At 56.9% G+C, this 25,989-nt stretch carries 20 protein-coding genes and 1 CRISPR repeat array (1 of these 21 running past the window's edge); of the genes, 9 read left to right on the top strand and 11 right to left on the bottom strand.

The window, feature by feature from the left end:
- Window positions 1-68: 68 nt before the first annotated feature.
- The gene (locus H9S92_RS10750; protein ID WP_187466712.1) at window positions 69-1,538 is read left to right on the top strand and encodes a DUF4153 domain-containing protein; all 1,470 of its coding nucleotides are present in this window, start codon (window positions 69-71) and stop codon (window positions 1,536-1,538) included.
- Here the strand turns inward: H9S92_RS10750 and proB are convergent, their stop codons facing one another.
- Both proB and H9S92_RS10740 read right to left on the bottom strand, forming a co-directional pair.
- Window positions 1,539-2,303, bottom strand: a complete 765-nt coding sequence (gene proB, locus H9S92_RS10745; protein ID WP_187466711.1) for a glutamate 5-kinase — start codon at window positions 2,301-2,303, stop codon at window positions 1,539-1,541.
- 428 nt (window positions 2,304-2,731) lie between these two features.
- On the bottom strand, window positions 2,732-3,472 hold the full coding sequence (locus H9S92_RS10740) for a LytR/AlgR family response regulator transcription factor (RefSeq protein WP_187466710.1): 741 nt from the start codon (window positions 3,470-3,472) through the stop codon (window positions 2,732-2,734).
- A gap of 135 nt (window positions 3,473-3,607) precedes the next feature.
- Between H9S92_RS10740 and H9S92_RS10735 the strand changes: the two genes are divergently transcribed.
- Window positions 3,608-6,754, top strand: a complete 3,147-nt coding sequence (locus H9S92_RS10735; RefSeq protein WP_187466709.1) for a sensor histidine kinase — start codon at window positions 3,608-3,610, stop codon at window positions 6,752-6,754.
- 234 nt (window positions 6,755-6,988) lie between these two features.
- On the opposite strand, the gene H9S92_RS10730 is transcribed toward H9S92_RS10735, so the two are convergent.
- From H9S92_RS10730 to H9S92_RS10710, 5 genes are all read right to left on the bottom strand, one after another.
- Window positions 6,989-7,897 (bottom strand): WD40 repeat domain-containing protein, encoded by a 909-nt coding sequence (locus H9S92_RS10730; RefSeq protein WP_187466708.1) that lies wholly within the window; start codon window positions 7,895-7,897, stop codon window positions 6,989-6,991.
- 101 nt (window positions 7,898-7,998) lie between these two features.
- Window positions 7,999-8,586, bottom strand: a complete 588-nt coding sequence (locus H9S92_RS10725; protein WP_187466707.1) for a hypothetical protein — start codon at window positions 8,584-8,586, stop codon at window positions 7,999-8,001.
- A 217-nt stretch (window positions 8,587-8,803) separates the two neighbouring features.
- Window positions 8,804-9,373, bottom strand: coding sequence for a hypothetical protein (locus H9S92_RS10720; protein WP_187466706.1), 570 nt, complete (start codon window positions 9,371-9,373; stop codon window positions 8,804-8,806).
- Between the two features lie 237 nt (window positions 9,374-9,610).
- Window positions 9,611-10,234 carry a hypothetical protein gene (locus H9S92_RS10715; RefSeq protein WP_187466705.1) on the bottom strand — a complete coding sequence of 208 codons (624 nt, stop codon included), beginning with the start codon at window positions 10,232-10,234 and terminating at the stop codon, window positions 9,611-9,613.
- Between the two features lie 111 nt (window positions 10,235-10,345).
- Window positions 10,346-12,286, bottom strand: coding sequence for a hypothetical protein (locus H9S92_RS10710; RefSeq protein WP_187466704.1), 1,941 nt, complete (start codon window positions 12,284-12,286; stop codon window positions 10,346-10,348).
- A gap of 556 nt (window positions 12,287-12,842) precedes the next feature.
- On the opposite strand from H9S92_RS10710, the gene H9S92_RS10705 reads away from it, so the two are divergent.
- Window positions 12,843-13,478, top strand: a complete 636-nt coding sequence (locus tag H9S92_RS10705) for a 4'-phosphopantetheinyl transferase family protein (RefSeq protein ID WP_187466703.1) — start codon at window positions 12,843-12,845, stop codon at window positions 13,476-13,478.
- Window positions 13,479-13,752: 274 nt separating this feature from the next.
- Window positions 13,753-17,823 (top strand): DEAD/DEAH box helicase, encoded by a 4,071-nt coding sequence (locus H9S92_RS10700; protein WP_222936053.1) that lies wholly within the window; start codon window positions 13,753-13,755, stop codon window positions 17,821-17,823.
- Window positions 17,824-17,850: 27 nt separating this feature from the next.
- Here H9S92_RS10700 and H9S92_RS10695 read toward each other — a convergent pair whose 3' ends face one another.
- The 4 genes from H9S92_RS10695 to H9S92_RS10680 all read right to left on the bottom strand — a co-directional run bounded on the left by H9S92_RS10695 (window position 17,851) and on the right by H9S92_RS10680 (window position 20,691).
- Window positions 17,851-18,246, bottom strand: a complete 396-nt coding sequence (locus H9S92_RS10695; RefSeq protein WP_187466701.1) for a hypothetical protein — start codon at window positions 18,244-18,246, stop codon at window positions 17,851-17,853.
- Between the two features lie 104 nt (window positions 18,247-18,350).
- Window positions 18,351-19,205: a hypothetical protein gene (locus H9S92_RS10690; RefSeq protein WP_187466700.1), complete on the bottom strand. Its 855-nt coding sequence runs from the start codon at window positions 19,203-19,205 to the stop codon at window positions 18,351-18,353.
- Window positions 19,206-19,219: 14 nt separating this feature from the next.
- Entirely contained in the window at window positions 19,220-19,741 is a 522-nt protein-coding gene (locus tag H9S92_RS10685; protein WP_187466699.1) for a gamma carbonic anhydrase family protein, read from the bottom strand.
- Window positions 19,742-19,776: 35 nt separating this feature from the next.
- The gene (locus H9S92_RS10680; RefSeq protein WP_187466698.1) at window positions 19,777-20,691 is read right to left on the bottom strand and encodes an aldo/keto reductase; all 915 of its coding nucleotides are present in this window, start codon (window positions 20,689-20,691) and stop codon (window positions 19,777-19,779) included.
- Between the two features lie 164 nt (window positions 20,692-20,855).
- Here H9S92_RS10680 and H9S92_RS10675 point away from each other — a divergent pair, with 164 nt between their 5' ends.
- The 5 genes from H9S92_RS10675 (at window position 20,856) to H9S92_RS10655 (ending at window position 25,073) form a co-directional block, all read left to right on the top strand.
- A complete protein-coding gene (locus tag H9S92_RS10675; protein ID WP_187466697.1) occupies window positions 20,856-21,983 on the top strand; it encodes a glycoside hydrolase family 88/105 protein in 1,128 nt (375 codons plus the stop codon).
- Between the two features lie 81 nt (window positions 21,984-22,064).
- The gene (gene kduI, locus H9S92_RS10670; protein WP_187466696.1) at window positions 22,065-22,895 is read left to right on the top strand and encodes a 5-dehydro-4-deoxy-D-glucuronate isomerase; all 831 of its coding nucleotides are present in this window, start codon (window positions 22,065-22,067) and stop codon (window positions 22,893-22,895) included.
- Between the two features lie 10 nt (window positions 22,896-22,905).
- Window positions 22,906-23,673, top strand: coding sequence for an SDR family NAD(P)-dependent oxidoreductase (locus H9S92_RS10665; RefSeq protein ID WP_222936052.1), 768 nt, complete (start codon window positions 22,906-22,908; stop codon window positions 23,671-23,673).
- Between the two features lie 53 nt (window positions 23,674-23,726).
- Window positions 23,727-24,677: a DUF4861 family protein gene (locus H9S92_RS10660; protein ID WP_187466695.1), complete on the top strand. Its 951-nt coding sequence runs from the start codon at window positions 23,727-23,729 to the stop codon at window positions 24,675-24,677.
- Between the two features lie 39 nt (window positions 24,678-24,716).
- Window positions 24,717-25,073 carry a transmembrane 220 family protein gene (locus tag H9S92_RS10655; protein ID WP_187466694.1) on the top strand — a complete coding sequence of 119 codons (357 nt, stop codon included), beginning with the start codon at window positions 24,717-24,719 and terminating at the stop codon, window positions 25,071-25,073.
- A 219-nt stretch (window positions 25,074-25,292) separates the two neighbouring features.
- Window positions 25,293-25,989: direct repeats of the CRISPR family, unit length 37 nt; unit sequence GTTTCAATCCATCTCCCGTCATTCGACGGTCTGGAAG; it runs 3,815 nt beyond the window's last position.

The raw sequence follows: 25,989 nt of genomic DNA, 5'->3' as shown, positions 1-25,989 counted from the left end.
CTGCACGCAATCCCGTGCTGATTTTTTTGTTCATAAACTTTGAATTTCAAAGTACTACAACACAATCCATGAATGATTTCTTGCGACGTTCGTTGCTGTTGCTGGTGTTGGGAGTGTCCTACGCCTTTTTGTTCTACCGCGCACCGCTGGGGCTGAACGTTTTGCTCTTCGATGGGCTTTTGATTGGGCTGGCCTTGCGGGCCCGGCCCGAGCTGAGCCAGTACCGGGGTTTCAGTTGGTCGGTGGCGGGGTTGTTATTTGCGGCGGGGAGTGTAGTGTTGGTACACGGGTCGGCCAGTACGGTGGCCCATCACCTGACCTTCCTGCTCGTGTTGGGGTACGCCCAGGAGCGGGAGTTGCGTTTTGTGTGGTTTGGCCTGCTGCTGGGGCTGCGGTCTTTGCTTTTGGGTCACATCCGCTGGCTGCGGGATGTAGCAGGACAGTGGAGGGCACGGAGTGGTGTGAGAACACGGTGGCCGGCTTTGGCTTGGTTTAAGCAGGGCTTGGTACCAGCATTTATTTTACTGGCTTTTACTGGTTTTTACCTGGCGGGAAATACTCGCTTTGCGGAGGGCTTTGCTAAAATGGGGAACTTCTTCCTGTTCTCGTGGCGGTTTTGGGACGTTATTGGGCCCTTGCTTACCACGCTGCTGGGGCTGTTCTTGGTGGCGGCCTTCTTTTTTCCATTGGCTTCCCCTCGGAAAGTCCTAGAGTGGCAGGCGGGTTTTCAAGACCAATTAAAGCGCCGGGGTGCGGATGAGGGGCCAAACTGGTTTAAGGTCCTTAACCCCTTCCGGGCCCTGAAGAACGAATACCGCCGGGCGGTGCTCACTTTTGCACTCCTTAATGTATTGCTGGCCATCGTGAACAGCACCGACCTCCGTTTCGTGTGGCTGGACAGTGGCAACCTGGACGCTGCCACCCTGAGCCACTACGTCCACGTGGGCACCTACAACCTTACTTTTTCGATTTTTCTGGCGATGGGCGTGGTGGTTTACTATTTCCGGGGAAGCCTGAACTTCATGGCGGGGAGGGAGTTGCTGGCACCACTGGCCAGGCTTTGGCTGGCGCAAAATGCCCTCCTGGCCCTTTCGGTAGGGCTGCGGAACTACCACTACATTGATGCTTACGGGCTGGCGATGGGGCGGGTGTACGTGGGCTTCGTTCTGTTGCTCATCCTTTTTGGTTTGTTTACGCTCTACCGCAAGATTGGCCGGAAACTGAGCCTGAGTTACCTGCTGCACACCAATGGTTTGGCGGCGTGGTTATTTCTACTGGCCTTTGGGGCAGTCAACTGGCCGGGCGTCATCACCCGCTATAATCTGGCGGTTCCCGGGGAAAAGGCCATTGACTGGCACTACCTGGAATGGTCTCTGGATGATCGCAATACCTTTCTGTTGTTGGAGCAGCCCGGCGTAAAGCAGCAGGTGCTCAGGCACCGCTGGGAGGGCACCTTCCGGCAGTACGACTGGCGGGGGTGGAATTACCCCGACTGGCGGAACTTGCGGGCGGTGGAGCAGTCGCGGCTGGAGCGCTGATCAGGCTTTGACGGTGGTGCCCGCCCACTGGCCGGTGCGGAGATCGTCCAGGACATTGGGTTTGCGGCCGTTGCCGAGCAAGACGGGGATGCCCACGCTGGCGGTGCTGGTGGCGATGCGAATTTTCGTGGCCATGCCGCCGCGCCCGAAGGCGGTCTTTTTCTCCTGTACGAACTGGAGCACGCTGTCATCACCGGCGGCCACCTCGCGGATGAGCTGGCTGCCGGGCGCGTCGGGCGGGCCATCGTAGAGGCCATCGACGCTGGAGAGGATGACCAGGGCATCGACCTGCAGCATCCGGGCGACGAGGCCCGCCAGTTCGTCGTTATCGGTAAACATCAACTCGGTGACGGCGACGACGTCGTTTTCGTTGACCACGGGGACGATCTGATCGTGCAGTAAGGCGCGAAAGCAGTTGAGCATGTTATCGGCGTGGAGGTCGTCGCGGAAATCCCCCTTGGTGGCTAAGACCTGGGCGCAGAGTAACCCGTGGCTGGCGAAGAGCTGCCGGTAGAGCTCCATGAGCCGGACCTGACCGATGGCGCTGAGGACCTGGCGTTGGGCGACCGCGCCGGTGTCTTCGGAGAAAGACATGATTTCGCGACCGGCACCGACGGCTCCGGAAGAGACCAGAACGAGCGAGATCCCTACGGCTTTGAGGCCGGCGATCTGATCGACCAGGTGGCTGATATTGGTGATGTCCAGGCGACCATCCGGGCGGGTGAGGACGTTGGTTCCTACTTTGATGACAAGGCTGCGGTACATGGGTCAAAGGTAGGTGCTCCGACCGTTTGCTCGCCCGGGAAAGAGGGGTGTGGGAGGGGGAAAAATTCGGCTATTCTCCGGAGGGCGGTGGCTGGAGCTCGCCCCGCTCTTTTGTCCCTTACCCCAGCACCTGCGTCCGCGCCAAAAAAGAACCCGCTCTCCGGTGAAGGAAGAGCGGGCTGGGTCTAATTGGCTATCGTGGTGAAAATTGTGTACAGGTGTTACTGTTGTTCATAGCTGCGGGAAAAACGTAGGGATTATTCACGATGCGGAAAGAAAACAGATCGGGTACGGCGTCAATTTCTAGGATGTTCCAAAGATAGCGCTGGCCCGCAGCGGGAAACAAGGGCCGTGCCACGAGCGGTATCTTTCGTTTGAGCAGCGGCAAAACGACCGCGTCGGTCGCCCTTTTCTGGCCTTCAGCCAGGCTAAAGGCCCAACCATTCTTTGACGGGGCCGCGACGCCGGCGACTTACTTCCAGTTGGGTTCCGTTGGAAAGATCGAGCACGCCGGAGTTGGCGTAGCTGACCACATGGTGGTGATTAACCAGGAAAGAACGGTGGATAGCAAAGAAATTAAAGGGTTCCAACATTCTGAGGTAGTGGCCGATGCTGTAGGCCGAAAGGCGGGTTTTCCCATTTTTCAGGTGGAAGCGGGTATAGCCTTCCACGCCTTCGCAGTAGATGATTTCGCTGGCTTCGACGAACTCCACGCCATCTTCGGAAGGGATGCCGATGCGTTTATCGGCGGGGTTATCGGTGCGTAGGTTTTCGAGGAGTACTTCCAGGCGCTGGCCGCTGTTTTTTTCCCGCAGGCGGATGGTGGCCAGGTCGACGGCGGCCTTCAATTCGTCGGCGTCGACGGGTTTGAGGATATAGGACAGGGCGGCCACGCGAAAGGCCTGGAGGGCGTAAGTGCCCTGGCTGGTGACGAAGATGATCTCCGGCCGGTGGTCTGGTGGCAATTGCCGGACCAACTCGAAGCCATTGCCTCCGGGCATTTCAATGTCCAGAAAAAGCAGGTCGGGCCTTAACGCATTAATTTTCTTCAGGCCATCGCGGACGTTCATGGCCTCCCCGACGATGCGGATGGCGGGATGAGCGGCCAGCAGGCGGTTGCGCAATTCGGAAATTGCGGCGGATTCATCGTCAATCAGTAGTGCGTTCATACGGTAAAAGGGGATGAAGTTCAAACAGTTGGGGGATGAAATAAAGGTGCTAACTTCGGCCCGAAATTACCCCAGGAAGGAAGCGATGGCTACGCTTGCTGTCCAATCCGGTGGGTAACATCAGGCTGATTGGTTATGTTGCTGAAAAAGGTAGTGACTCGCGGACTGGGAATTTTCCTGTTGGTCGGTGCCGTAACGGTAGCCCGGGGCCAGGAAAGCAGCTTTGGGCAAGTCCGGCAGCATTACCTGGGCCTGGACGATGGGCTGCTCAACCGACGGGTAAACAATACGGCGTACGACCAGCGTCATCTCCTCTGGCTGGCGACGGAAAGCGGCCTGGCGCGTTACGATGGCTACGAGGCCAGTCCATTTTCGCATTTCCCCCAACGCTTTAAGGGTGAGTTCCGGGCCAGTCCGGACGGGACGCTCATTGCGTTACCGAAAGGCCTGGGTGACTCCATTGAAATCTTCGACCCAACCCTTTTGGAAGCCAGTGGAGCGCGGCTGACGGAAACCCTGGAGGGGGAATTCGGCGGTGCGGTATTTTCCCGGGCGGGCCGGGTGTTTTTTGTTTGCGGCGACGGCATTTTTGCCTTCCGGCGGGGAGATCGGCCACAACGCTACCATACGCTGGAAGCTTTTGCCCAGCGCGGTGACCGACTCATTTACGCCGATTCGACCCATTACCTGTTGTACCAGGAGCTGGGTCATCAGTTGGTCCACCATTCGCCGGCCGGAACCAAGGTAATCCCTTTACCTTTTACGGAGCCTTACGACCTATTGCATCTGGACCGGGGAGACCGCATCTGGATCAGCGGCGGCGGCAAACTTTACCACGTTGCCACGGGCACCGCAACGCCCGTCCTGCATCCCGGGCTTCCCACGGGATTGCCGGTAAATTACGCCAGCGAAGACGAACACCACCGCTTAATGCTGGGCAACTTGGGAGAGACCTCTTTGCGCTTCCACGATTTGGTGATGCTGGAGAATGGACAGACCTACTCCATGGACTGGATCCTCAAACGCGAAAACCGTATTTTAACGATTACCGGAAGCGATTTTCGGCGGGACATCCACCTCAATACCCACGGCGGGCTGATCGTCTTGTCTTTTTTCCGTCAGGAGGTGCAGCGGTTCCGGAATTACCTCTACCGGCAAGTGAAGCCGGGCCAATTCGGGGAGGTAATGCGTGGCTTTGCGGCGGACGACGAGGGGAACGTTTACGCTAACAAAGATTCCCGCACCCCGCACTGGTTTCGCGTGGGTCCTGACGGGCAGGACGTGGATACGTTGCTGATGCGCGACAATAGTGGCGCGGTGGCCAACCAATTCGGCTGCGGCTCAGAACTGATCAACTACCGAGGTGATATTTATGGCATGAGTTGTTTCCGGGGTGAAGTAGATACTGGCCACGTGTACCGCTACCGACCCCGTACTGACGAGTGGAAGCGGTGGGCCATGCCCGATCCTAACCAAGTGACCCGCTGGATTATTCCCGGGCGAACGGATGACGAGCTGCTGGTGGTAACGGAGCACAGCAAAAACCATACGGAAGGAAAGCTCTATTACTTTTACCCCGACCGAGATGTTTTTTTGCCCGTGCTGCCGGCCGGACCGGAAACGCACATTGCGGGCTGGGCCCGGCGGGTAGTCAAAGACAGCAGCCGGCAGTGTTACTGGCTGGGCTCCATTGGCGGGTTGTACCGCTTTGATTACCTGACTGAACGGCTACACAACTACCATTTTGACCAGGGCAGGCAAGTGACGATTTCGGATATTTTGGTCCGAAGTAACGGGCAATTGCTACTGGGAACCATTGGCGCGGGGCTGTACAGTTTTAATCCGGAAACGGAGGTCTTCCGTCACGCGGGGGGAATAATGGAAGAGGGAAGCCCGGATTACGACCCCAAAAAATTTCTCTACCTCCCCAGCAACGACATTGCGGGGCTGCGACTTGCCGCGGGAGGTGAGCTTTTGATTGCTACCTTCAATGGCTTGGTCATCCACTGGGATGGGAAACAATCGGTATTCACCACCGCCCACGGCTTGCCCAGCAACGAATTCAATACCCCTGCCTTATTTTACAACCCCACCGACGCACGTTGGTACGCCGGGGGCATCAATGGCTTTACCTCTTTTAAAGTTGAGGATCTGCTGCCCAAGCCCAGTCCGTTCCGGCCCGTGCTGCTTCGCTACCGGGTACTGGACGAGCGGGTGGGTTACGAAAGCGTGCACCCCATTACCCGGGAGCAGGAGGCGGGTTTAGTCATTGACCCCTCGGTGGTGTACTTTACGCTGGAATACACCATCCCCGACCTGTTTGCGCCGGGCGACCGCCTCTACCAAACCCGCCTGGTGGGCTATGACCCCGATTGGCACCCGATGGAAACGGCCAACGCGGTGCGGTACACCCGCTTGCCACCCGGCCGTTATACCTTTCAACTGCGGGCCATCGACGGATTTGGGCGCGAGAGTGGGGAGATCGTCAGCTTACCCATAACGGTACTGAAACCTTGGTACAACCAAGCCTGGTTTTATCTGCTGCTCATCCTCACCGCCATTGGCGCATTCTACCAGTGGCAAGAAAACCGCATCCGGCAGATGCGCAAGGTATTTGAGCACAAGCGGCAATTGCAAAACCTGGAGTTGCGCGCCATCCGCCAGCAAATGAACCCGCACTTCATTTCCAATGCCATGAACGCCATCCGGGAATTCATCCGCAACACCAAAGACGTAGAAACGGCCACCGGATACCTCACTGACTTTGCCCGCCTGATGCGTTTGTTTCTGGAATCCTCCCGCAAGCAATTTATCCCCATCGGGGAAGAGATCGACATGCTGCGTCGCTACGTGGGTTTAGAGCAGTTGCGCTTCCCGGGCAAGTTCGATTTCGAGCTTTACGTGGACCCGGAGCTCGACCTGGAGATGGACGAAGTCCCCTCGCTGCTGCTCCAGCCCATCGTGGAAAATGCCATCAACCATGGCCTGGGGCCGATCCAGGAAGGGGGCAAATTGTGGCTGCGGTTTGAGCTGCGCGATGCCTTGGAGGAAGTCATCGTCTGCACCATTACCGACAATGGCGTGGGCCGCAAGGCTGCCGGGGCGGCGCAGTTGGGACGTGAACACGTTTCCCGCGCAACCCAGATTTTGGAAGACCGGCGGCGCCTACTCCGCGAGCACGAGTCCGTTACGGTGAGCTACCAAACGGAAGACCTGTACCCGGACCGGGAACACACCGGCACCCGGGTCACCATCCACATTGCGGGTAATGAGGAGGATTGAAGTGCTGGCGTTTAGTCGTAGGCTGTCTACTTAGCTAGGCCGCAGCCGTACTCACTTTGGCCCATTCGTTGGGGGCTCAACCCCAGATCAACCGTGGGAGGCTCAAGCGCTTACCAGGTCGAGACCCTCTGGGTTGTAGGAGAATACACCACGGTGCCTGGCTCGATCGACCCAGAGGGTCTCAACCTAGGCAGTCTTACGAGCGTACGGGCTCACCCCAATTAATTAGACAGCCTACGTTTGGTCGTTCAGTCGCCACTCCAGGATGCGGCGGTCATCTCCGGCGGTGAGCAGGTGTTTATCGTCCAGCCAAAGCAGGGTGTTTACGGAATTGACGTGGCCACGGTCGCGGACGACTTCACACACTTTAAGGAGTTCGAGGGTGTCGGCCTTCCAGAGTTTGACGGTTTTATCGCGGCTGGCGGTGGCCAGGAATTGTCCCGTGGGGTCGAAGGCCATGGCGTTGACGGTGCTCAGGTGGGCGTCGGTGACGGGGGGAAGTTGGATTTCTTTTCCCACCGGGTAACCGAAGACCCGCAGGCGGGCATCGCGGCCCCCGCTGATGTAGCCAGGGCCCAGGCCTGGGGGAATCGGAACTACGGTGAATACGGAGGGTTCGTTGGCCGGGACGGTGTGGATGAGCGTAAAATCTGGAAGACTTACCGTGTAGATCTGCCCGTCGCTGGCCCCAACGAGTAAGGCATTGGCGGCGGGGAAGTGGGCGATGCAACGCAGGGAGTTGGCGCTCAGCGGCAGGCTTTCCAGGGTGCGGCCGGTGTGGGCGTTCCAGCGGGTGAGGATGCCGTCGCCGCCGCCGGTAAAGACTTCGTCCCCGACGCGGCAGATGGCGAAGACCCCGCGGCGGTGCTGGGCGATGTGGAGGTTGCGTTCTGCTGCGCCGGGGTAGAGCCAGTGGACGCCACCGTCGAGGGCACCAGCTACCAAACCGCCGTCGTATAGCGTAGTCAGGCAAAGAAACTTCCCCCCTTCTACCTGGGCGACCACCTTGCCCAGTTCGGCATCATCGGCTTGCCAACGGACGAGGTAGCCGTCGGCCGCCGCGCTGAAAAAGCCCCCCGGCGCAGGGCACAGGGCGTAGATGGCGGCTTGGTGGCCGGTGCGTTCGTTGATTCTGGTGAGCATGCTTCGGCGAACACGGGGTGGTGGGGGGTGGTTGATCTTCGTTCAAAATTACCGAGGGCCAACTGGCATCCCCTGCTAGAAAATATAGGCCAGTGGATTTGCTATTCTACCACCCGGAAGACGTGAAAGGCTTGGCGGCGATAATTTTCGTATAGTTTTGAGCGACGGGGCTCGTCTGTGACGCATAAACTCTCCATACTACTCTCACACAGTAAATCCAAGTTCTCGTCAGTAGCGCCATTCAAGATTCTATATAGCACCTTAGTAGTTTCACACTCATCTTCTATTTCAACTATATTCTCGCTCAAACCGAGTTGTTGACCAAAAATTATTGACGCAAAGCTGTAGAAATAAAGTCCTACTGATTTAGGAACCAGGGAAAAGGAATATACGAAATCTCCGTTTGCATCTTGCTCGGGCTCGGCAAAGACTCCGGAACTAAGTTCTGAAATTCTCTCTAATTCAACATTTCCAATAGCACCTGGAAAGGTCAATAAATCAAAGTTATGAAAAACATCTGTAATCCTATCTTCAATGTTCAGAATTTGATCAATTCTACTCGCGGAAGAACGCGATCTGATATCAACACGTTTTAAATTGACAAAAGTTGAAGTGCCTTCGCTGCGGACTACTCCCGGCAACCTAAAAGCAACGTCAATAGTATCTCCCACCCGATAGGTATCGCGCAAGGGAGAGAAAGTCACCTCAGCATGCAAAACGTAACCCAAAGGCCCCAACTCGTGGGGGCACTCCTCCTCACAAGTTCCATTCAGGAATAAGACGGATGCCCCCAGGAGTATTAAAAGATGTCTGACCTTACACATGGGCATTATCTTAAAGCAACTGTACCGTTACGGGTTAAAGCTATATCAAAGTTACTCACTGACCAAATATCTGCGAAGTTTACTACTCTACTACTCTAAAAACATGATTGGCACGCTTTCTATACGTTTCATAAGCCTCGGTACGGCGTGGCTCATCGGAGATACAGTAATCAATGACATTACTTTCACAGCGCAAATCTAAGTTCCCGGGCAGCGGATTTTGGAGTATCGTATACAACTGTTTTGTTGTATTACATTCACCCTCAATTTCCACGATGTTTTCTTGAAATCCAAGTTCTTCTCCAAAATTGATAGAACCAAACCCAAAAGAATATAGCCCAGCTGTTTTTGCAACTAAGGAGTAATTGAAAACATAGTCTCCGTGGGTATTTCTTAAGGGGACACTTTCAGCATCTGAGGAAAAATCGTTTATTCTAACTAGTCTCACCTGACCGACTGATTGAGGATAAGTTATTAATTGAAAATTATGGAAAACATCCCCTCGTAACTCCGGTATCGTAATAGGTAAATCAATTCTAGATATTGATGACAAGGTGCGTATATCAACGTGGCTTAGTTTTACAAAAGTAGAAGTCCCCTCATTTAAAATCTCCCCCGGCATCCGAAAAGCGACGTTGATGGTATCACCCACACGGTATGTTTCTTGGAGAGGTGATAATGTGACTTCTGCGTGAAAAACGTACCCGAAAGGCCCCAACTCATGGGGACACTCGTCTTCACAAGTTCCATTCAGGAATAGGACGAATGCCCCCAGAAGTAGTAAAATATGTCTGATTACGTACATAGTAAGACTCTTAAGGCAAACGTACCCTGTTGCAAATTGAAGGTACAACAAAGGTACACATTAGCCAAGCGCCTGGAAAGTTGATTACTCTAATACTCTAAAAATGAAAGTAGCTTGGCGGCGATAGTCTTCATATAAATCGGAACGACGGGGCTCATCTAACACGCAGAAAGTTGACACGGTGCTTTGGCACAACATATCCAAATTATCGTCGTTACCATCCACCAGCTTCAAATAAAGAAGTTTGAAAATATTACTGTTATCACATTCTTGCTCAATCTCCAAAATATTATCTCGAAGCCCTAATTCTTCGCCAAAATTAACCGCCCCGTACGCAAATCGATACAATCCTAATGACTTTGGCACAAAGGCAAAAGCATAAGTGTAATCTCCTTGACTATTTGGTTCTGGAATTCCTTGTACATAACCGGAGCTTGGCCCAAGGCGTACCAGTTGAACGTCCCCTGTAGTATCTGGATAGGTGATTAGATCAACATCATTAAACAACGCCGAAACAATATCTGTGCTCTCCGTCACTTGGTCAATTATTTCAATTGCCGCTCTAGTGGTGATGTCTACATTTGTCAACTTAAGAATGGTTCCAGTACCATTATTTTCAACCTCACGAGGCAATCGAAAAGAAACGTTGATGGTGTCTCCCGTACGAAAAGTATCTCGAAGCGGATAAATAGTAACTTCGGCATTCATTTCGTAGCCAAAAGGTGTTAGAATATGGGGGCACTCGTCTTCGCAAGTTCCATTCAGAAATAAGACGGATGCCCCCAGAAGTAGTAAAAGATATCTTACCTTACACATTGACTAGTATTCTTCAAAAAGTGCATTTACTGAAGCTGTAGGAACGCCGGTGGGTAAGGCATTGAGACACCGTAAACGGAACTGGGCTGGCGAGTCAACGGTTTCGCCCAATTGGGAGGTAAAAAATGCATTGCTGTATCCCGAGACAGGGTCAAGGAGCTCAAACATCTGGAAACTATTTTCATCCCTGACTTTCTCCTTGAGATGTATCCCATCGATTAAATCGTTGTAAAGACCGATGGGGATGTGGCCAAAGGTTTCATTCCTTAACTCCTCAAGGCGATTCCACCACCCGTTGCTAGCTCCGAACCCACTATTTAATTGATTTGCACTAACATACTGCCTTCCAGTCATAGTCAACGCAATATGCTCGGCCCAACTTTCGGCCACTTGGATGTGGCCAGCAAGGTGGCTGTCTTCATCGCCGTGGCCACCAGCGGCTACCTCGGCGCGGATCACGTCTTTCCAGTAAGCCGTCCCTGCGTTCGTGAAATGTGCGCTGTGGCCAATTTCGTGGTAGGAGAGGCGCTTAAGAAGGTCTGAATTCATATAATTACCACCGATGTTAACGTCGCCGAGATAGGTTCTTAAGTTCGCTAAAGGAACTTGGGTATTTTGAAAACCCGTAGCTAGAAAAACTATCGCTGCGATAGGCGACTGCAAGCCCGAGCCAGCGCCCGAACCAATCGCCACTCCATCAGCAAAAGCATTCCTAAAGTTACCAGCCCCCATCTGCCGCAACATCGTAGCAAAACCATCCGTTCTGCCCAGCATCACCAGCGTATTAATGTCGGGAGGAGTGTTAAACCCTTCCGCATTCGCACGGTCATAGTATTCATGCAAAGCGTTGTTTACGGTAGCGCCCGCCCACGTGTAATGGCCTTCGGTGCCAACTGCATTGTCTTGGCGGCTGTTGTAGCGCACAAGGATATTGTTGAAGACAGGACCATTAATCCTACCAATGTAATGTTCCCCCGCGAAGGCTTTTTGCCAGAATCGCCATCCATTAACGCCCGCAAATCGTAGCTTGAGCCGACCTTCATTTTTGAAATTCACCCAGAACCAGGCTTTGCCAGAAAATCGCCGGTTAATGGTCCAGCAACCCTGATCATTCGTATCGGCCGTACGCCAGGTAAACCAACTGTTTTTCCCAACTACCCGCACGCGTCGAACGCCCTGGAAAGCACCAAACTCCGTGTCCTCTACCTGGATACAACCGCTGGGAAATCTGGAGTTAGAAGGAATCGGACAACCACAAGCATTCAGAGGACCACCTCCGCCCGTGCCGCCACCAAAGGTGCCATTATCGTCACATTCAAGGGCTAATCGGTTTTCGAAACAGTAGTCGCCCTGGTTTTTGTAAATGGAATCCCATTCCGGCTTGTTACCCGTCCTGTCAAAAGCTTCTTCCAAAATGATCTCCTCCTTTTCAGAAAGATCAAGGTTGGCAATCAACTCATAAGGAACACTGGGGAAAACATAATCTGCAGCAACCACCGTATACAAGTTAGGGAAACTGGTAGAATCGGAATAGTCCCCATAGTAGTCTCCCTTGACAATGATTTCTTTGGTCCAAGGGAATTCCAACAGAAACAAATCCTCTTCCTCCAGCAAAAGCAAGTGCTCTAAAGTTTGTGGCTTGAACACAACGTATTTGTCGGTTATGATTCGGGTTCCTTGGGATCCGGTAGCTGCAATTGCAGCAGCTTTCATGTTTTCCAGTGTAAAGGGATTTTGGCGGTCGGGGCCTAAAACGGTTTCCACCAAGCCTATTGTTTTGGGCCGGTAACTTAGGGTCCCTACGTCAAAAACAATGGCAGGGTGGTGGCTTGAGGTGCCTTGCTCAGTGTGCAGAAGAAGTTCTTCCTTTTCACAAGAAGGGATAAAAATTAAGCTAACAAGCACTAAAGCGAGAAGCGAGAAGCGAGAAGCGAGAAGTCTCATAAGGCAGTATTTAGGTTTATTTTATTCAAAAGTATTCTCCACCAGCGATAGTAAAAAATTTTAAACGTTAATTTTTCCACCCAAGCAAAAAATAATTCCCTGTCGATACATCAATAATATATGTCACTACACCAATAACAACAATTGCGGTACCGAAAAAATCCTGCTTTGCGAAAACTCTATTGGGCTTCGTCCAGCGCTTGCCCGGCTGGCTTCTTCGATGAACTTCGGCGAACACGGGGTAACGGCGGCTGGTTTTAACAGTAACCCTATTACGTTTCCAGCTCCGTCATCCCCCCCTTGAACATGAAACCCTTTTTTCTCACATTGCTCTTTTGGTCCATCGGCTATACCGTCGCAGGTTTCTCTGACCTGGGGCAAGCGCTGGGACTGCTACTTCTTCTGACTGTGTCACTACTCGTCATGCGCTACTGCATCCAGCTGGACCATATGGGGGAAGTCCACTTCGGCTAGCCAATCGGCAAACCAGGCCCTTCTCCCCTACCCTTTTGTCAGCCCGGCCCAGCACGCTACCTTTGGCCAAAATTATCTGCGTTTGGCCGTCATTCTGCACGAGCAGCTCCAGCCCCCCGGCGAGTGGGGCCTCTGGCACATCACTGAATCCGAAGACTGGCTCCGCGAGCGGGTCAACCTGTTCCCGGCCGAAGCCACCGCGCTGGCCGGCATCAAAGGAACTGGCCGCCGCCGGGAGTTCCTGGCCGCCCGCATGCTCCTGCACGTCATGAGCGGGCGCGGCGAACGGGGCGAAATGTACAAAGACAGTGCTGGCAAACCCCACCTGCGCGACACCCATTTCCACATTTCCATCAGCCATACGGTCAACTACGCCGCCGCCATCGCCCACCCCCGGTCTTGTGGCATCGATGTGCAACGCATCGTTCCGCGCATCGAGGTGCTGGCTGATCGCTTCATGAATCCCCCGGAGTTGGCCCAGTTGACGGAAAACGACGCGCTCTTCCAGATGCACCTCTGCTGGGCGGCTAAAGAGGCCATGTACAAAGCTTTCGGCCGCCGGCAGCTTGATTTTCGCCAGGACTTGCGCGTCGACCTGGCCCAGGCCACCGGCCAAATCGTCCGCGACGAACTCAATCTTCACTACGACCTCTTCTTCCGGTCCTTCCCCAATTTCGTCCTCGTCGGCTGCACCCAACGGGAAATGTATGATGTATGATGTATGATGTATGATGTACGATGTCAGATGTCAGATGTACCACGTTCTGACACCGCACATCTGACACCTCACATCTGACATCGCACATCTGACACCGCACATCTGACACCGCACATCTGACATCGCACATCTGACACCGCACATCCAACATCCACTGCACCTGCGGCCGCGCCCACTTCCTGGGAAAAAAGGCGCTCCGTAAAGCTATCTTTGCCGGATGCAAGTCACCTTTCCTATTTCTGAGCACGAGCAGCTTAAGAAGCAAGTACTGTCCTTGCCACCTGAAGAATTTCTGTACCTGGCCATTGCCGCGTTGAACGGTTTTGAGGCGGACGACGACTCCGTCAAAACCGTGGCCTCAATTGCGCAGCGCAATGGCAAAAAACTGCCCCCGAAGTTTAACTGGCGAATCAAAATCCCCACCGGCAACGCGAAATACTGCCCCTATTTCACCTATACTTTCCGCAAGTTCCTGATTGCCCCGAAATGGGAATTGCCCATCATTTTTGCCCTCGATGCCTTGCCCCGGGAAGTCCTGGAAGCCATCATCAAGGGCGTCAACGCGGTCCACAGCTACCCCGATAACGGGCAGGTGAACCACTTCTGGGGCAGCTATGAACAGCAGATGGAAACCCGCCTGCTGCAAAAATTGCTGCTCAACCGGCCGAAGGAGTTCAAAGAATTGGACGCCTCCATATCCCGCTTCAATCAGTTTAGTGTCCGGAAATTGGGTAACCCGCTTGCCCTGTTTTTTTCCGTGTTCGATTACCATTTCTGGAGCAAACGCCACTTCGATTTCATTTGGCTCACCCTCGCCGAGCACTTCAAGCACTACCCTACCTGGGGCCAGTACGCCGCCCAGGAGCTGGAACGCATCATTAATTTACTGCGCCCCGACATTGCCCCGCAGGATTATCCCAACGAGATCCGCATAGTGGCCGTCATGGGCATGCATTATTTTCAGGAACGGCCGGAGTTTTTCGACTTTGACCCCGGCCTGCGGGGGCTTTGCTACCTGCTCAGCGGGAGCGGGGAGGAGGCGGCCAAAGACTTCACCAGCATCCTGCAAAGGGGGCAACGGGAGGAGGCGGACCTGATCGATGTCATTGCCCTGCTGTATTGTTACGGAAAGGGGCACCTGGATAAAGCGGCTTTTTTGAGCGTGGCGGGTACCTTCCGCCGCAGCGCCCAGCCCCTCACCATCAATTGCTTTTTGGCTTTCGTCCTCCACGAAAAGGGGGAAGTTGAGAAAGGGGAAGCCCTGTTGTTTGAGCAAATTGGGCACCCCAGCCTGCACCCCACGGCCATGCTCATGGCGCTCTGGTCGGCGGCCTGGATGGGCATCAAATTGCGCCCGTCGCAGGTCGATAATCTCCGCATACAACTGGCCAAAGGAGAGCTCCAGGGCCTTCCCTGGCTCAGTGGGGAACTGCTGCACGCGCTGGGCGTCCTCTTTCCGGGCGAAACTTTTTCCGTTCCTACTACGCACGATTGGGCGCGGCCGCAGGTGCCGGGGGAGTCGAGCCTGCTCCACCTGATCCCCGTAAAACCAGCCTGGGCCTACGCATTAAGACAACTTGCCAGCATCGGGACGAGCAAGGAAAAGACCTCAGAAACGAATCTGCGCACCATCTGGATCATCGACTTCGACGCGCAGGAAGCCTACTGCAAAGAACAAAAGCAGGGAAAGTCGGGCTGGACCAAAGGCCGCCGCCTCAAGACTACCGACCTGCTCCACTATCCCCATCCTGAGGTACTGGACCCCGCCGACGTCCGGTCGCTGGCCGCCGTGCGTTCCTACGATGGCCGCCGGCTCTCCACGGCCATGTCCTACCAGAACGACATGCTGGTGGCCGACTTCGCGCAAATGCTCCACGAAATTGCCGATCACCCCCGCATCTACATGGATGAGAACCGCCGGATCCCCGTCGAGCTCATCCGTTCCACCCCCGAATTGCAGGTAACGGAGACGGCCGAAGGCATTTTGCTCCGCTTCGATCCGCCCATCGACGCCGCGGGCTACCGCTGGCAAAAGGAAACCCCCACCCGCTACCGCATCTACCACCTCACCGAAGAGCAGGCCAAGCTGGGTTGGGCCATCGGGAGTAAACTGGAACTCCCCGCCGACCAACGTCCCGCCCTGGAAGGGATTCTGGAAAAAGTACGTCCGCTGGTCCAGGTCCAGTCTACCTTCGACCTGATCGATGAAGACCTGGAGGTGCACGCGGGCAGCCCCCTGCCCTGCTTCCATTTGCTGCCCTTCGGGGAAGGCTACAAGGTGGAACTCCACGTCAAACCCCTCCCGGCGGAGCCCTTTTACTTCCAGCCCGGCGAAGGCCTGCCGCGCAGCATCATTGTGCTGGAAGACGGGCGGCACATCCTGGAACGCCCCCTGGCCGAAGAACTTGCCAGGGCGGAGCAGGCCATCGCCAGCTGCCCCACCCTGACGGCCCTGCCCCACCCGGGATTTGAATGGACCGTCGAAAATACCCAGGCCGCCCTGCGCATCCTGCTCGAACTGCGCCGCCTCGTGACCCAGGGCGACATCAGCATTGAGCACCCCAGGGGCGAGAAACTCCGCATCGTCGGTAACCTCGGCTCCGATGAGCTGGCCATCCGCGTCGGGAAGCAACGGGACTGGTTTGAAGTCGATGGCAAACTCACGGTCGACGAAAACCGGGTACTAGACCTCCAGCTCGTCCTGGAACACCTCCAAAGCGACCAAAGCAACTTCATCGAACTCGCCGAAGGGCAGTTTGTGGCCCTGACGGATGAGCTCCGCGACCGCATCCTGGAAATGGAAGGCCTCCTGCACCGCAAGGGCGAGAAATTCCAACTGCCCGTTTTGGCCGCCACCGCCTTTTCGGAACTCACCGAGGGCCTGCAAGACCTCGAGCTGGATGAAGCCTGGAACGAGAGCCTGGAGCGCATCCGCACCGCCAACAACATCCGCCCGCGGGTACCCAAGGAATTCCTGGCCGACCTGCGCGACTACCAAAAAGAAGGCTTCCGCTGGATGATGCGCCTGGCCGCCTGGGGCGTCGGGGGCTGCCTGGCCGATGATATGGGCCTGGGCAAAACAGTGCAGGCCCTGGCCGTCCTTACCGCCCGCGCCCACCTCGGCCCCAGCCTGGTCATTGCCCCGGCTTCCGTCACCCGCAACTGGCAGCGGGAAACGGAACGCTTCGCCCCCAGCCTCCAGCCCATTCTCATCGCTACGCGCCAGGACACGCCGCAGTTGAGCCAGTTGGGCCCCAACGACCTGGCCCTGGTCAGCTACGGTCTTTTGCCCTTCATCGGCGAGGAGCTGGCCGCGATCCCCTTCGCCAACATCGTCCTGGACGAAGCCCAGGCCATCAAAAACGCCGCCACCAAGCGGGCCAAGACCGTACAAGACCTGCAAGGGGATTTCAAGCTGGCCACCACCGGAACGCCGATTGAAAACCACCTCGGCGAACTCTGGAGCCTCTTCCGCTTCCTCAATCCCGGGCTCCTGCTGGGCAAACAGGCCTTCAACGAAAAGTACAACCGCCCGATCGCCCGCGATGGCAACGCCGAGCGGCAGCGGGCCCTCAAAAATTTGGTCCAACCCTTCATCCTGCGCCGTCGCAAGGACGAAGTGCTCACCGAGCTGCCCCCGAAAACCGAGATCATCCTGGAAGTGGAGCTGAGTGAAGAAGAAAAAGCCCTCTACGAAGCCATGCGCCGGCAGGCCGTGGAGGCCATTGCCGCCGCCGAAGAGCAACAGCGCCGCTTCACCGTGCTGGCCCAACTGACCAAACTGCGGCAGGCCGCCTGCCACCCCCGCCTGGTACGCCCCACCAGCAAACTGGGCAGCGCCAAACTGGAACTCGTCGGCGAAACCCTCCTGGAGATCCTGGAAAGTGGCCACAAAGCCCTCGTCTTCAGCCAGTTCGTCAAGCACCTCAAGATCGTCGAGAACTGGGTGAAAGGCCAGCGCATACCCTACCAGTATCTGGACGGCAGTACGCCCGGTGCCCAGCGCGAAGCGGCCGTCAATGCCTTCCAGGGGGGCGAAGGCGACGTCTTCCTGATCAGCCTCAAGGCCGGCGGGACAGGCCTGAACCTGACGGCCGCCGACTACGTCCTCCACCTCGACCCCTGGTGGAACCCCGCCGTGGAAGACCAGGCCAGCGACCGCGCCCACCGCATCGGGCAGCAACGCCCCGTCACCGTTTACCGCTTCGTCAGCCAGGGCACCATCGAAGAGCGCATCATCTCCCTCCACCGGGAAAAACGCGACCTGGCCGACCAAATCCTCTCCGGCACGGGCAACGCCGGCGCATTGGAAGTGGACGAGATTTTGGCGATGATTCGGGAGTGAGGAGGTCGTGCTAGCGTTTTTTCGAGATCACCAGCTCGAAACTGCAAAATTTAGGGTGTCGGTTAATACAATGTCTTCACACCTTTCGTACTGGTATGCCTGGTAAACTTTGCTGATTTTGATGAGACTGCTCTTAATACTTTCCTCAAAAGTTGGACCTAAAGAGTTCCAGTAACCAATAGCTGCAACACCACAAGACTCATCCAATTGGCAAGTGAAAGCCATGATGCCCCCTATTCCGTTTTCGGCAGCTACTCTCGGGTAATTAAAGCCAAAGTTGTAAGACCTGTAAAAAACTCCTTTTACGTACGCAGCTACTTGTCCTTGAGCGTAAACGAGACTGTCTCCTGCCAGGGTGCTGCTCTGTGCGCTCAATTTGAGAAATCCGATCAGCAGTAGGGCAAAAATAAATTTCTTATTCATTGTTGCGGCAGATGCAAGCCAAACTGATTTTGGTGCGTGGATGGGATCTTTCCTGTCGCCAAAATATGAAGTGCAGTAAAGTAGAACGCTCCCGTTCTGCAATTTTACCGCCACTCATTAGCCTGCACGTCTTGCCAAAGTATTTTCTCCAGCGACTTGGCATCGTACCGCAAAGCGTCCTTCATGGCATTTGCTTCCTGGGCGGTAGGCGATAACCCGAAGTGCGTAATAATGGCTGGGTAATCCTCCAAAAATGCTGGATATTCACCATACCGGCCATCTTCATTCTTATTGCTGCTGGCGTGAAAACGGTGCCCGGCAATCATATTCGCCAGGTATTCCTCTACGCTCCGAACTACGCTGCCTGGCGAAAGGAAATGCTTGCGGACAACGTCGACGGGATGATTCAACCAATCCATGAAGCCGCCGGAGGCTTGCAACAAACTCGCGGTCAATGCTTTATCCTCCCGGTCCAGAAAAACCCACGGGACACCCGGAAAGGCCCGTTGAAAAAGGGGCAGGAAGTAAACGTTCCACGACGTAAGCTTGAAGACCACGTGTGCTTTCCCGTCCGATTTTTGCCGGTACAGACCTGCAATGGCTCTTAGCTTTTCGATGATCACCTCATCGTCAATCCCGTGCAGTGCTTTTGACAACAACAGCCCGTTAATGGCTTCCGTCTCGCTGACCACCCTCACCCTGTCCATCTGTTGCAGTAATCGGCCCAATAACGTGGAACCACAGTGGGAAATATGGAAAATCAAGCCGTTTAACGCCAGCTGTTCTTCCTCCGCCGGTACGGTAGCGGGTTGCAGCGTATGCGTTGCCCGATTCGTAGTCTTGCAAACGCGCGCGCCATCGTTAAAGAAGGGATAATCGAAGACCTCGCTGCTCAATTCCTGACACACCGTCTCGGGTGGGTTGGCAACGGCGGTGTATACGGGGTATAGCTGGTTCATATCTTTTGGGTGACCTACCCTTCCTCCCCAAACCAGGAGGCGTAGGTAAGGTAGGCGGCGGCAATGCGTTCGATGGTATCCTTCCTTTGCTCGGGGTCCAGGCTTTTGATCTTTTTGGCGGGGATACCGGCGTAGACCGAGTTGGCCTCGCAGCGCATGCCGGCGGGAACGACTGCGCCAGCCCCGATAATGACGTTGGACTCCACCACCGCATCATCCATCACAATGGCCCCCATGCCAATGAGGACCGAATCGTGGAGGGTGCAGCCGTGGACCACCGCCCGGTGGCCAATGCTCACGTCGTTGCCAATGGTGGTTGCCGCCCGCTGGTAAGTCCCGTGAATCACCGCCCCATCCTGGATGTTTACCCGGTCGCCGCAGGTGATCGCATTAACGTCGCCCCGCACCACGGCGGTAAACCACACGGAGCAATCATCACCCATGGTGACTTCCCCGATCAGGGTGGCATTCTCGGCGAGAAAGCAGTTCTTGCCCAAGCGGGGGGTGTGGTTGCGGACGGGGACGATAAGGGCCATGGAAAAGTCTTGGAGGGTGAGGGAAAGCGGTGGGATCAGGCGATTTCGTGGCCACGGCCCGCTTCGAGGATGGCGTACCAATCCTGGGCGTCCAGCTGAAAATCCAGGGCAAGGCGGGTGGAAGAAAGCCGTTCTTTTTTGGTCGTCCCCACCACCGGGATGGGTCCGGCGGGGTGGCGGAGCAGCCAGGCCAGAAGGATGACGTCTTCGCCAACGTCCCCGTGCTGGTGGGAGATGGCCCTGACGACTTCGCGCAGGCGGAGCACGTCGGTCCCCCCATCCTTGAAGTAGGCACTGCCGCCCAGCGGACTCCAGATCATGGGGCGGATTTTCTGGCCCAGCAACTGGTCAAAAGTGCCGTCAAACAGGCAGTCGGTATGCAGGGGGTGGCACTCCACCTGGTTGGTCACCAGCGGAAAGACCTGGTCGACGAGCGCAAACTGGCTGGGGGTAAAATTGCTGACCCCGAAGGCGCGGACTTTACCCGCCGCCTGGAGTTGGGTGAAGGCCTCGGCGATCTCATCGGGGTGCATCAAGGCATCGGGGCGGTGCAGCAGGAGCAGGTCCAGGTAGTCGGTCCGCAGGTTCTGCAGGCTGCGCTCAGCCGAGGCAATGATGTGGGCGCGGCTGCTGTCGTAGCTTTTCACCCGCAGGTGGGGCCGGCGTTGGGTGGGCAGGTTGATGCCGCACTTGGTCACCAGTTGCATTTGGGCGCGGACGCGGGTGCCAAGCTGGTCGAGGGCCAGCCCGAAGCCTTCCTCCGTAGAGTAGTGTCCGTAAATGTCGGCGTGGTCGAAACTCGTGATGCCCAGGTCCAGGCAGTGCTCAATCAGGGCCGCCATGGCTTCCGGTGAATAGTCAACGCCCCATTCGCCCCAGGTCATCACACCAGCTACGATTTGGGAGAGGTCAGGGCCCTGGGGCGAAAGAGAAACTTGCTGAATCGTCATGGGGTAAAGGTAGCAGCCGGGCGGGAAATTAGCTAATGCCGCCGCCACCAGTCGGGAAGCGCTGTAATGGAGTCTGCCCCCTTGCTTCGTCCTGTTATAGTTGAACCACCCCGCAGCGCCCACCGTCGGAGGCCACCGGGACGAATTAAAACCAGCTTCCGATCATGCGCATCCTCTCTTTTCTGTTCAGTTGTTGCCTGCTCCTGGCCATTTCCTGCTCCACCGCTCGCCCGGCCAGCGCCGGGGGTGCCCCCTTGCTGAAAACGGCCCCCATTGAAACGGCCATGCTCAAAGCCCTCCGCTGGCAGGAGGCCAACCCCATCTACTCCCAGGATCCAACGGACTGGACCAACGGTGCCTACTACACCGGCGTAGCCCGCGCCCACCAGGCCACCCAAAACCCCGCTTTCCTGCAGGCCATCGAAGACATGGGACAGCGCACCGGGTGGAAAACCTGGAAGCGTTATTACCACGCCGACGACGTGGCCATTGCCTACTCCTACCTCTATCTCGCCAACCAAAAACCCGGCGTGGCAGACCTGGCCCCCACCGCCCGGTGGATTGAAGACCACCTCAACAAAGACCACGCCTGGAAAAACGGCGACAAAAGCGTCAAAGAAGAAATCCTCTGGTGGTGGTGCGATGCCCTCTTCATGGCTCCCCCCGTGCTCGTGGAATGGGCCAGGCGCAACAACGACCCCAGCTACCTGGGCCCCATGCACCGCTATTTCTTGGAGACTTACGACTTGCTCTACGACCAGGAAGAACACCTCTTCGCCCGCGACACCCGCTTCGTGTGGACGGGCGGCCCCGACGACCAAAAAGGGGCCAACGGCAAAAAAATCTTTTGGTCCAGGGGCAACGGCTGGGTCATCGGCGGGCTGGCCCTGATGCTGGAATCCCTGCCGGAGGACTACGAGCACCGCGCGTTCTACGTTGATCTCTACCGCGAAATGGCCGCCAAAGTCAAAGCCATCCAGCCCGCCGATGGCATGTGGCGGGTCAGCCTGCTGGAGCCCGAGGCCTGGCCCCACGGTGAAACCAGCGGCACGGGATTCTACACCTTCGCCCTGGCCTGGGGCATCAACAAGGGCCTGCTGGACCGCAACGAATACCTCCCCACCGTCACCAAAGCCTGGAGGGCCCTGACCAAAGTCCAGCGGGAAGACGGTAAAGTTACCTGGGTGCAAAACATCGGCTACGACCCCAAACCCGCCTCGGCCGAGAGCTGGCAAAACTTCGGCACGGGAGCCTTCCTGCTGGCCGGCAGCGAAGTGCTCAAACTGAAGTAGCTGCATTCTCAACGCACTTTGTAAGGGGAGAGCAACGAAATCCAGCGTCTACTTCCCAGTACCTGACTTAAGCCACCCACTATGCAGACCCGCTACGGCGTCCATTTCGACCATTTCAAAACCTACACCACCGACCAGACCCGCGAGGAATTCCTGGTCACCGGGCTGCTGCGGGCCGGGGAGATCAACCTCGTCTATTCCCACTACGACCGCTTCATCTTCGGCGGAGCGGTACCCACCACCCAGCCGCTGGCCTTGCCCAACGACGAGGCTCTCAGGGCGGCCTGTTTTCTGGAGCGGCGGGAACTCGGCATCCTCAACCTGGGCGCGGCGGGTACCGTCGGGGTCGATGGCACCGACTACCACCTGGAGCGCTTCGACTGCCTGTACGTCGGTCGCGGCAGCCGGGAGGTGACTTTCCGGAGCGCCCACCCCGGGACGCCCGCCAGGTTCTACCTCAACTCCGCCCCCGCGCACTGCCCCTACCCTACCACCAAATTCACCCAGGCCCAGGCCAACCGCGTCGAACTCGGCAGCCAGGAGACCGCCAACGAGCGGGTCCTTTACCAGTACATCCACGAAAACGGCATCAAAAGTTGCCAGTTGGTGATGGGCTTTACGGAGCTGCTGCCGGGCAACGTCTGGAACACCTTCCCGCCCCACACCCACGAGCGGCGCATGGAGGTGTATCTCTACTTTGACCTGCCGGAAGACCAGCTCGTGATGCACTTCATGGGCCAGCCCACCGAAACCCGGCACCTGGCCGTGCGGAATGAAGAGGCAGTCATCTCTCCGCCCTGGAGCATCCACAGCGGGGCGGGCACCAGCGCCTACCGCTTCGTTTGGGGAATGGCGGGCGAAAACCAGGCCTTCACCGATATGGATGCCGCCCCCCTGGCGAGCGTCCGCTAAGCGTAGCCCCATGATCCTCCAGCAATTTGACCTGACGAACAAGACCGCCCTCGTCACCGGCTGCAAACGCGGCATCGGCTACGCCATGGCCCTGGGGCTCGCCGAAGCCGGGGCCGACATCATCGGCGTCTCCGCCAGCCTCGAAGCAAGCGGCTCCGACCTGGAAAAGGCGGTGCTGGCCACGGGGCGCAGCTTCCGAGGCTACCAGTGTGACTTTGCCGACCGCAGCGCCCTTTACGCCTTCATCGAACGGGTGAAAGCGGAGGTGGGCACGCCCGACATTGTGGTCAACAACGCTGGCACCATCCTGCGCGAACCCGCCGCTACGCACTCCGACGACTACTGGGACCGCGTTGTGGAAATCAACCAAACCGCCCAGTTTATTGTGGCCCGGGAATTTGGCCGCGAGATGGTCGCCCGAGGCAGTGGCAAGATCATCTTCACGGCCTCGCTGCTGACCTTCCAGGGGGGGATTACCGTGCCGGGCTACGCCGCTTCCAAGGGGGCCATTGGCCAGCTGACTATGGCCCTTTCCAACGAATGGGCGGGTAAAGGCGTGCAAGTCAACGCCATCGCCCCCGGCTACATTGCTACCGACAATACCCAGGCCCTGCGCAACGACGCCGAGCGGAGCAGCGCCATCCTCGGTCGGATTCCGGCGGGGCGCTGGGGACGGCCCGATGACTTCAAAGGCCCGACGGTTTTCCTGGCAAGCGCGGCGGCCGACTACGTCAGTGGGGCCATCCTGCTCGTCGACGGTGGCTGGATGGGGCGCTGAAACGCTCCACTCCGCCGGGCTTCTTTCCTTTCCACCACCAGCCTTCCTTTGCTATGCCAAACCTTGCTCGTTTTACCCTGCTTTGCACCTGCGTCAGCGCCCTGCTGCTCTGCCCCGCCTGCCAAAATCCTACCCCGCCTGCCGACGCTCCCGAGATGCGCACCAACGTGCGGCTGGCCAAACGCAACGCCGCCAACGAATTTGTGGAAGACAGCGTGTTTACGCGGGCGGAAGACCATATTGAGCAGATTCTGCCCGCCATTTACCAGAACGAGGGGCCGGCCTGGGAGAACGAAAACATCGGCTTCCGGATGTACTTTGACCGGCGCAATGGCCTCGATATCCACGGCAAAAAAGTGCGCGATATGGTGCTCGATACCGTGGGCTTAGACCGCAACAACTACCACGCGATGGCGGACTGGGGCATGGACGTGCTCAAGGTGGGCAACTCCCTCGGCGCGGGCGGCATCGCCCTGCTGGTGGGCGACAGCATCTACCGCCTGGGCGACGTGGCTAAGGAGACCGTCCGGATCACCGAAGAAAGTCCCGAGCGGTCTTCGTTTCGCGTGGATTACCAAGGCTGGGAAGTGGCTGGCAGAACCCTGGACCTGACGTGGGCCTTTAGCATCGCGGCGGGCACCCACCACTACGAATCAGCCGTGACGGCCACGGGTCTGCGGGGAGACGAGCAGCTGGTGATCGGCATCGTCAACCTCCACAGCGATACGCTCTACACCCTGGAGCAAGATGGTCGCTTCGTGATGTACACCCACGGCCCGCAGGCCGAACTGGAGCACTACCTGGGCATGGCCCTTTCGCTGGAGCGGGGCGATTACCTCCGCCACGGTGCGCTGGGCCCCGAAGAGCAGCCGGTATCTTCCACCTATTACGTGGTGGCGCGCCTGCGGGAGGGGCTGCCGACGGGCTACCGCTTCACGGCGGGCTGGGCACCGGGGCACCCGGCGTTTATCGAGCGTGCGGCGTTTCAGGAAGTTATTCGCTGAGCCGTTGTAGCTTGCGGGCTCGCAAAAGCTCCTGCTACGATGAAATTTCTGCACCTCGGCGTTGCCGCCCTCTTCCTGCTTTGTGCCTACTGGCAGCTTAACGACCCCGACTGGAACCGCTGGGTGGCGGCCTACGGCATCGTGGCCTTCGTGGCCGTGCGGGCGTTTACCGGCGGCCTGCGCCCTGTGGTGGCCCTGTTGCCGGCCGTGGCGCTTTTTGCCTGGTGGTGCGCGTATTTGCCCGACTTTACGCAGTGGCTCCGCGACGGCACGCCCACCATCACCGGCTCCATGCAGGCCGAATCGCCGTACATCGAGCTGACGCGGGAGTTTTTTGGGCTCCTTATTTGTTGGGTTACTTTGGCGGCTTATGCTATTTGGGCGCGGAGGCGATGATCCACTTCGCTCGTCGGGACTACGCTGGCGGTTGGGGGCATCTTGCGCGGACGCAGGTGCGCAGCAGAGGATAAGGGAGCGAGGGAGGAGAGGGTGTTTGGCTATTCTCAATTGGCGGAAAGTGGGCTTGGCTGGCTGACCCCGTTGATTTTCTCCCCCTCTCCGTCCATCTCTCCTTATTCGAGGTTACGACGGTGGTTCGATTCCATCCCAGGCCACATTTCAATCCATCTCCCGTCATTCGACGGTCTGGAAGTAAAGCTGGCCGGGAAGGCATCCGGGCCAGCACCTGGTTTCAATCCATCTCCCGTCATTCGACGGTCTGGAAGAAACGTTGCAAACTCCAAGTTTGTACCGATTCCCGAGTTTCAATCCATCTCCCGTCATTCGACGGTCTGGAAGCTTGACTTCCCACAATTTCCGCGACCTTACGGGGCGGTTTCAATCCATCTCCCGTCATTCGACGGTCTGGAAGAAAGTCCGGCTACCAATCACCTCCCCGTGGAAATGGTGTTTCAATCCATCTCCCGTCATTCGACGGTCTGGAAGTAGTAAGTCCAGAGTACTGCCTTTACCGTCATGGTGTTTCAATCCATCTCCCGTCATTCGACGGTCTGGAAGTCGCCTATCAACTCCGGCGTGAGCTGGAGAAGATGGTTTCAATCCATCTCCCGTCATTCGACGGTCTGGAAGCCCCGGAGGCGACCACTCGGCCGTTGGAGCGCTCGAGTTTCAATCCATCTCCCGTCATTCGACGGTCTGGAAGTTTGTACCGCGACGTCTGCCGGTTGATCGAGCGCTGGTTTCAATCCATCTCCCGTCATTCGACGGTCTGGAAGCGAAGACAACCCCCAGTGGGAGGAACTGCAGCTGCGGTTTCAATCCATCTCCCGTCATTCGACGGTCTGGAAGGCTA

Origin of the sequence: Neolewinella lacunae (assembly GCF_014349155.1) — a bacterium.
Taxonomy (GTDB): domain Bacteria; phylum Bacteroidota; class Bacteroidia; order Chitinophagales; family Saprospiraceae; genus Neolewinella; species Neolewinella lacunae.
The sequence above is the reverse complement of the archived record's forward strand: the minus strand, read 5'-3'. Positions and strand labels throughout refer to the sequence as shown.